This is a genomic window from Streptomyces poriferorum (assembly GCF_019399235.1).
GTDB classification, from domain to species: Bacteria; Actinomycetota; Actinomycetes; order Streptomycetales; family Streptomycetaceae; genus Streptomyces; species Streptomyces poriferorum.
Window position 1 is genome coordinate 1 of the sequence record NZ_JAELVH010000486.1, and the last position, 2,511, is coordinate 2,511.

Genomic DNA, 2,511 nt, shown 5'->3' on the forward strand with positions numbered 1-2,511 from the left:
CCTCGCCGGCCGGGGCGAGGAGGAGCGGGGCCGCATCCTCCTGGAGCTGGTCCGCTCACACGTCGCCACCCTGCTCGGCCACCCCACCCCCGACGCGGTGGGCGCCGACCGGGCCTTCCAGGACCTCGGCTTCGACTCACTGGCCGCCGTCGAACTCCGCCGCCGGCTCGGCAGCGCCACCGGTCTCGGCCTCCCCGCCAGCCTCGTCTTCGACCACCCGGACTCCCGCGCGGTCGCGGCGCACCTCAACGGACTGATCGACGACGGATCCGAGGAACAGGACGCCTCCGAAGCCCTGCTGGGCATGCTCGACCGACTCGACGCGAGCCTCACCGCAGCCCAGCCCGACGCCGGTACCCGCCCGCGCATCACCTCCCGCCTGGAGGCGCTGCTGCGCCGCTGGCAGGACGCGCACGGCGACGACACCGGCCGCACCCGGCACGAGGACGACGACGCGCTCGACTCGGTCACCGACGACGAGCTGTTCGACGTGCTGGACCAGGAGATCGGACTCCTCTAGTACCCCCATCGACAAGGCCGTCGGGCCGGGGCGGATCCCCGCCCCGCCACCGACACACAACGCCCGTTCGCGCACCCCGCCGGTCACGGCACCGGTCCCGCCCGGCACGGCTGACACCCGCACCGAGATTGGTTGAGGTACAGATGGCAACCCAGGACAAGCTTCGCGACTACCTCCAGCGGGCCACGGCCGACCTGCGGCAGGTGAAGCGCCGTCTGCGCGAAGCCGAGGCCAGGGAACACGAGCCGATGGCGATCGTCGGCATGAGCTGCCGCTACCCCGGCGGCGTGACCACCCCCGACCAGCTGTGGGAACTCGTGGACGGGGGCAGGGACGGCATCACGGCCTTTCCGGTCAACCGCGGCTGGGACGTGGACGGACTGTACGACCCCGAGCCCGCCACGCCCGGACACACGTACGCCCGCGAGGGCGGCTTCCTCCACGAGGCCGACCGGTTCGACGCCGACTTCTTCAGGATGAGCCCCAAGGACGCCCGCGAGACCGACCCCCAGCAGCGCCTGCTGCTGGAGACGTCATGGGAGGCCCTGGAACACGCCGGAGTGGACCCGCTCTCCCTCAAGGGCTCCCTCACCGGCGTGTTCGCCGGCGTCGTCTACCACGACTACGCCACCGACGGCGGCACCGGCGGCCTGGCCAGCGTCGCCTCCGGGCGTGTCTCCTACACCCTCGGGCTCCAGGGACCGGCCGTCACCGTCGACACGGCCTGCTCCTCCTCCCTCGTCGCCCTCGACTGGGCGGTCAAGTCGCTGCGCACCGGCGAGTGCGACCTTGCCCTGGCCGGCGGCGTCACGGTGATGGCCACACCCACCTCCTTCGTGGGCTTCAGCCAGGAACGCGGACTCGCACCCGACGGCCGCTGCAAATCCTTCGCGGCGGCCGCCGACGGCACGGGCTGGGGCGAAGGCGTCGGCATGCTCGTCGTGGAACGGCTCAGCGACGCCCGGCGCAACGGACACCGGGTGCTCGCCGTGGTCCGGGGCAGCGCCGTCAACTCCGACGGCGCGAGCAACGGCCTCACCGCGCCCAACGGCCCGGCACAACAACGGCTCATCCACCAGGCCCTCGCAGCCGCCCAGCTCACCGCCGACCAGGTCGACGCGGTGGAGGCCCACGGCACCGGGACCACGCTCGGCGACCCGATCGAGGCGCAGGCCCTGCTCGCCACGTACGGCCGGGGCCGCCCCGCGGACCAGCCGCTGTACCTGGGCTCGATCAAGTCGAACATCGGGCACGCCCAGGCCGCCGCCGGGGTCGGCGGAATCATCAAGATGGTGATGGCGATGCGCCACGGAATCCTGCCCCGCACCCTCCATGTGGACGGCCCGACACCGAACGTCGACTGGACAACGGGCAACATCTCCCTGCTGACCGACGCCATCGCCTGGCCCGACCGCGGACGCCCGCGCCGGGCAGCCGTCTCCGCATTCGGGCTCAGCGGCACCAACGCCCACGTCATCATCGAAGAGGCACCGGCGGCCGAGGACGTCGAACCACCGGCCCCGCCCACCGTGACGTCCTCGCTGATCCCGCTGCCGCTCTCCGCCAAGACCCCCGACGCCCTCAAGGCTCAGGCGGAGCGTCTGCTCGCGCATGTGGAGGCGCATCCGGAGGAGTCGTTGGCGGACGTCGGTTTCTCGTTGGGTACGACGCGTGCGGTGCTGGATCACCGTGCGGTGGTGTTGTCGGCGGATCGTGGGGCGGTGGTGCGTGCGCTGTCGGATCTGGCGGCGGGGCGGGAGTGCGCGGATGTGGTGGTGTCGGCGGGTGCTTCCGCGGATGGGCTGACGGCGTTCCTGTTCACGGGTCAGGGTGCGCAGCGGCTTGGTATGGGGCGTGAGTTGTACGGGGTGTTTCCGGTGTTCGCGGAGGCGTTCGATGCCGTCACCGCGGAGTTGGATGCCCGGCTGGGTTGCTCGTTGCGTGAGGTGGTGTGGGGTGAGGATGCCGGTTTGTTGAACGGGACGATGTTC

General features: G+C 71.8%; 2 protein-coding genes. Both read left to right on the plus strand.

The window, feature by feature from the left end:
- The coding region (locus tag JGS39_RS38775; protein WP_236066000.1) for an acyl carrier protein at positions 1-520 on the plus strand (520 nt) is incomplete at its 5' end.
- A gap of 143 nt (positions 521-663) precedes the next feature.
- The coding region (locus tag JGS39_RS38780) for a type I polyketide synthase (RefSeq protein ID WP_219574467.1) at positions 664-2,511 on the plus strand (1,848 nt) is incomplete at its 3' end.